General features: G+C 39.0%; 4 protein-coding genes. All 4 read right to left on the reverse strand.

Annotated features, from left to right (window positions below):
* On the reverse strand, positions 1 to 1903 hold a 1903-nt coding region (locus Q0410_RS03350; RefSeq protein ID WP_299032821.1), incomplete at its 3' end, for an AAA family ATPase.
* A 6-nt stretch (positions 1904 to 1909) separates the two neighbouring features.
* Positions 1910 to 3085, reverse strand: coding sequence for a hypothetical protein (locus Q0410_RS03355; protein WP_299032825.1), 1176 nt, complete (start codon positions 3083 to 3085; stop codon positions 1910 to 1912).
* A 108-nt stretch (positions 3086 to 3193) separates the two neighbouring features.
* The gene (locus Q0410_RS03360) at positions 3194 to 4564 is read right to left on the reverse strand and encodes a sodium:alanine symporter family protein (protein ID WP_299032827.1); all 1371 of its coding nucleotides are present in this window, start codon (positions 4562 to 4564) and stop codon (positions 3194 to 3196) included.
* A 136-nt stretch (positions 4565 to 4700) separates the two neighbouring features.
* Positions 4701 to 5545 (reverse strand): ornithine carbamoyltransferase (gene argF / locus Q0410_RS03365; RefSeq protein ID WP_299032829.1); only part of this gene is annotated, 845 nt, incomplete at its 5' end.

Genomic DNA, 5545 nt, shown 5'->3' on the forward strand with positions numbered 1-5545 from the left:
CGGTAAATTCACTCATATCGAAAGTAAGTAGGGACTTATCTCCCTCATAGAGGAAGTCAGCCAAAAGTTTGGCTATATATGATTTACCCGAAGAGGACGGTCCTGAAACAAGAAAACTTAGGACTGGCCTTTTTCTCTCAAAGAGGCCACCTTCAGAAATGATGTAGGTATTTATAATCTTATCGATCATATCATCTGCCCCTACAAATTCTTCCTTAAGTCTTTTTCTAACACTTTTGATTTCATCTAGCTTGTCATATTGGAGTTTGGACTTGGGCATCCCGCTTAATTTAGAGATGATGTCCTTAACTTCCGATACGCCAACCTTGGTCCTTAAGGGGTAAAACTCTCCCTGGCTTTCGATATTTTTAAGTTTTGCTGTGACCTTTTCCTTTAGGTTTACAAACTTGTCAAGATTTTCAAGGTCTCTTTTATTCTTGGCCTCTTCTATCTCAAGGCCAATGATGTCTATTTCCCTTTCTAGCTTGACAATACTTTCTTGTCTTTCTTTTTCTTTTTCATAAAGCTCGGTTTTTTTGGCAAGTTCAGCCTCAAGCTCTTTGATTTTTGCTTCTTTTTCCTTTGATCTGTGACTTGATAGGCTGTCTTTTTCGTTTTTTAGGGCAATATTTTCCATCTCTAGCTGGATTATCTCTCTGTGGAGGTTGTCAAGCTCTTCTGGTTTTTGGTCTCTTGCCATTTTAACCTGGGCACAGGCCTCATCTATTACATCTATGGCCACATCTGGGAGTTTTCTTTCTGTTAAAAACCTCTTTGATAATTTGACCGCCTCTGTAATAGCTGGGTCTGTTATCTTTATCATGTGGTGGTTTTCATACTTGGATTTTATCCCCCTCATGATGGCTATGGATGTTTCTACGCTTGGTTCTTCTATGAGGATTTTTTGAAAACGCCTATCAAGAGCCTTGTCAACCTCTATATATTTTCTGTATTCTTCGATGGTTGTAGCTCCGATTGTCAAAATCTCCCCACGGGCAAGCATGGGTTTTAGGATATTTGCAGTATCCATGGTTCCTGATGTTGATCCTGCCCCTATTATATTGTGGATTTCATCTATAAATAGGATTATCCTGCCCTTAGAATCCTTGATTATTTCAAGAATTTTCTTTAGTCTTTCCTCAAAATCTCCCCTATATTTGGCTCCCGCAACAAGGGAGGTCATATCTAGGGAAAATATTATTTTATCTTTTAAATCATCTGGCACGTCGTCTGCCACTATCCTTTGGACAATACCTTCAACTATGGCAGTTTTACCGACACCGGCATCTCCTATGAGGACTGGGTTGTTTTTTATCCTCCTAGATAAGATCCTGATGGCATTTCTAGTTTCCTCTTCCCTGCCAATTACAGGGTCTAGCCTTCCTTCTATGGCTTCCTTGGTAAGGACTGTCCCGTATTTTTCGAGTTTTATAATAGTTTCTTGATCGACGCCCTTAAGTAGGTATTCGTTAAATTTCTTGGCAACTAGTTGGTTTAAGTTTTCATAGCTAAGGCCGTGGCCCCTTGAAAGCTTGGCTGTGGGCATATCCTCTTCCCTTAAGAGGGCTAGCAAAAGGTGTTCGGTCTTGATTTTTTCTTCAAACTGATTTCTAGAAATCTCTTCTGCTATCAAAAGAGCCCTTTGGTAGGACCTAGATGTATAAAGAGAGCTAATCCCCTTGGCGGACCTTAGCTTAGTCAAGGCATTTGCTGTATCATCTAAAATCTCTTGGTAGATTAACTTTAGCTCCTTAAAATAAGGCCTAATCAGTTTTTCTTCTAGGGTTAAAATCGCATAGAAAATGTGAAGGTCTGAGACTTCTACGTTGTTTTTTCTAATGGCAATTTTGTTTGCTTCTTTTATTATTTCTGCAGCAGCTTGTGAATACTTACTTATGTCCATAACATCCTATCCTAACACCATAAATAGTAAGTGGGCAGCTATACCTGCTCCAAGTCCTCCTATAGTATGGCACAATATTGCATTTCCTGTCATTTCTTTTGTCTCTAGGGCATCCATCATGGCTATGTGGGTTGATAGGTAGCCTGACCAGCACATACAAATTGATGTAAATACTGCTATATCGTTGGCTGTTACAAGGCCCCTGCCAGACATATCTGCTACCATACCAAGAGCAGCACCTGCTGAACCTAGGGCTGTGATTGGCACAGCTATAGCCTCTGGTGAGTTGAATCCAAAAAGTGGGTTTATGATAAAGGAAATTTTTTCTCCTATCATCGGAAGGACTCCTATACCTTGGTTGGCTTCTCCAGTATAACCTGCCGCTCCTGGTCCATTTGTTAGCATAACTACTAGGGTACAAATGAGGCATACACCTGGAATTATGGCAAGACCCATATCTACTCCAACCTTGCCTCCATCGAGGAAGGCTGTTATAAACCTTGCGCCAGCTGACCCGTCTCTGACCTTTCTGTAGCCAGGAGGGACATTGCCTTGGCCTTTAGTTTCTACCATATCTTCTGTACCATAATATTTTTTTGTCTTTCTTATCATTAGTCTAACTGAAATTATAGAACCTACTGCCGCTCCTAATAAACCTACTAGGGCACCCTTAACTGCCTTATCTACTGGTAGGGCCATCATAGATGTCACTGTGATAAGTCCCATACCAAAGGATGTACCTAGGTTGGTTAAAGCTGGCATCTGATATTTTTTGAAATACTTTCTAAAATTATCATCAGCAGCTAGGGTAAGTATGGCTGGGTTATCAGACATAAAACAATTTAGCATACCAAGTGAAGATGCGCCTGGCAGGTCATAGATTGGCTTCATTACCTTAGAAACTAGTCTGTTAACTAGGGCTACAACACCAAATTCAGAAAATATGGCAGATATACCGCCTGCTATAACAGCAACGGCCATCAAGTAGAGGCAGACATTCATCAATAAATCATATGATGTGAGCATCATAGTTTTGATCATATTTGTCCCGCCCATAATAGAACCCATGTAGATAAATAGGCCTAAAAATACTGCGAGAAATATAAATACTTCCTTGCTTACGTCTTTCTTTATTGTCTTATCTAATTTCAGTTCTTCTTTTATTTCTTCTAATTCTTCCATTTAATCATCCTTCCCAAGCTAAGCTTGACTAATGCTTTAACTAAAAATATCCGAAAAAATCGGATATTTTTAGTTTTATGCACCTGTTAATTAAACAAAAGTTTAATTTTATTTCTCTTTTGCTCCTGGGTAATATTTAGGGTTCTTGAAGAAGTCATCTACAAGTTCTCTAATTTCACCACTTAACAATATCATACCTAACATGTTGGTAAATACTACAAGACCTAGGGTTGCATCTAGGAAAGTAGCAGCGTTTTCAAATGATATGAATCCACCTAGTAGAATCATAGCACATGCTATAAGTCTTACTATCTTACCTACTGTTGTACCAAAGAGGTATTCACCTTGTTTTTCTGCATAAAATACTATTACTACGATTGTAGATAGTACAAATAGGAATAAAGAAACTGCTATAACAGCTGTACCTACTTGACCGAAAGCTGTATTGAAGGCTCTTTCAACACCTATATCCTGCATGCTTGGGTCTTGGTAAAGTCCAGTTACTAAAACTAGGAGGGCTGAGATTGTACAAACTATTCCAGTGTCTGCTATTACTTCAAATATACCCCACATACCTTGTCTAACTGGGTGGTCTGTTACTGCTGTTGCGTGTGCGTATGGAGCTGAACCCATACCAGCTTCGTTAGAGTAGCATCCTCTTGCTGCACCAGCCTTGATTAATTGAACAAGGGTTCCCCCTACTACACCGCCACCGATTGCCTTTGGATTGAAGGCTCCTACAAAGATCATTTTGAAGGCATTTGGAACTTGGTCAGCGTGCATGATTATAATAACAAGACCCATAATTATATATAGGGCTGCCATAAATGGTACCATTTTTTCTGTTACTTGAGCGATTCTTTTGATACCGCCGTAAGCTACTAATACTACAAGTATTGTAATAACTACTGCTGCTACTACACGGCTTAGGCCTAATTGTTCAAGTGGGCCTACTGCTGCTATAGTTTGCATGGTAATTGATGGTAAAATTTCTATCATAAAGAAAAATGAAACTAAAAAGCCCATTACCTTACCAAGAGTACCACCTATACCTTTTTTGAATGTATATGATGGTCCACCTACAAACTCGCCATCTTCGTTTTTCTCACGGTATTTAATACCTAGTACAATTTCTGCAAATTTTGTTCCTTGGCCGATTATGGAAACTATCCACATCCAGAAGATTGCACCAGGTCCTGCTGTAAAGATTATAGATGGTGCAACTACTATATTTGCTGCCCCTATTGATGATGCTAGGGCTGCTGTTGCTGCCTGGAAGGGTGATACGGATCCTTCACCGCCAACGTCTGATGAGAACATCTTTCCAAACGTTTGCTTAAGTATGAAAGGTAGGTATTTTAATTGGACAAAGCCCATTCTAATTGATATTAATAGACCGCCGCCTACTAATACTATAAGGATAGGCCATCCCCAGAACCAAGCTGTAAGTTTTGTTATTGAATCTAATATTGCTTGCATAATATATCCTTTTTATTATATGGAGCCGGATCTGGGAGATTTAGCCTTAGACTAGTAAAATATTTTTAAGAATCTAAGAATAATTCCTCCCACCAGCCCCATCCATGTGTTTAAATATTCTAGTTTAAATTAATAACTAGCAAAGTGTAGCATACATAACTGCTTTGATTGTATGCATTCTGTTTTCAGCTTCGTCAAATACTAATGATTGAGCACTTTCGAATACTTCGTCTGTTACTTCTATTGAGTCCATGCCGTATTTTTCGAATATTTCTTGGCCAACCTTTGTTTCTTTGTCGTGGAATGATGGTAGGCAGTGTAGGAAGATAGCTTCTTTGTCTGCATTTTCCATAACTTCTTTTGTAACTTGGTATGGTTTAAGGATTTTAATTCTCTTTTCCCATTCTTCTTCTGGTTCACCCATAGATACCCAAACGTCTGTGTAGATTACGTTAGCGTCTTTGCTTGCGGCATCTACATCTTCTGTAAGAGTAATAGTTGAGAAGTTTTCTGCTGCGATTTTTTCACATTCTTTAACTAAGTCTTCTTCTGGGAATAATTCTTTTGGAGCACATGCTACAAAGTCAACACCAAGTTTAGCACAAACTACCATTAGAGAGTTTGCCATGTTGTTTCTAGCGTCACCAAAGTATACAAATTTAAGTCCTTTTAGGTAACCAAAGTGTTCTTCAATTGTTAGCATATCAGCTAGCATTTGTGTTGGGTGCCATTGGTCTGTAAGGCCGTTCCATACTGGAACACCAGAGTATTTTGCTAGATCTTCTACGTGCTCTTGCTTAAATCCTCTAAATTCTATACCGTCATACATTCTACCAAGAACTCTAGCTGTATCAGCTACAGATTCTTTATGGCCAATTTGAGATCCTGTTGGGTCAAGGTAGGTAACTCCCATACCTAGGTCATAACCTGCTACTTCAAATGAACATCTTGTTCTTGTAGATGTTTTTTCAAAGATAATTG

This window comes from uncultured Anaerococcus sp., assembly GCF_937934665.1.
In the GTDB taxonomy this organism is placed as follows: Bacteria; Bacillota; Clostridia; order Tissierellales; family Peptoniphilaceae; genus Anaerococcus.